Source organism: Massilia sp. CT11-108 (genome assembly GCF_047302915.1).
GTDB lineage: Bacteria > Pseudomonadota > Gammaproteobacteria > Burkholderiales > Burkholderiaceae_D > Telluria > Telluria orientalis.
Window position 1 is genome coordinate 1 of the sequence record NZ_JBKYMO010001548.1, and the last position, 265, is coordinate 265.

Below are 265 nucleotides of genomic sequence, written 5' to 3' on the forward strand. Positions count from 1 at the left end.
TGGTAGGCCGGTCGGCCTGTTTTCGCTGGATGTACGCGCTCAAAACCGAGGCCCGCGAGGTCAAGTTCTTCAACGAACACATCGATCACGCGAACCGGATTGTCTTCAGCCACGTAGTCGTCCAAATGCTCGGGAAGTAAAGTCCCTTGCCCGCGATCTTCGCCTTCGATAAAGCGCTTCATTTGGCACCCCAGTGATGAGATACTTCCTCAACGTTTACCGGACCCGTTTCGTTTACACCGGCCTACGTTTTTACACAGCCTGG

The 265-nt window shown here is 54.3% G+C and carries 1 pseudogene; it reads right to left on the reverse strand.

Annotated elements, in window-relative coordinates:
* Positions 1–182, reverse strand: a pseudogene (locus ACEN88_RS35565) (IS5/IS1182 family transposase); the annotation flags it as partial.
* Positions 183–265 lie beyond the last annotated feature (83 nt).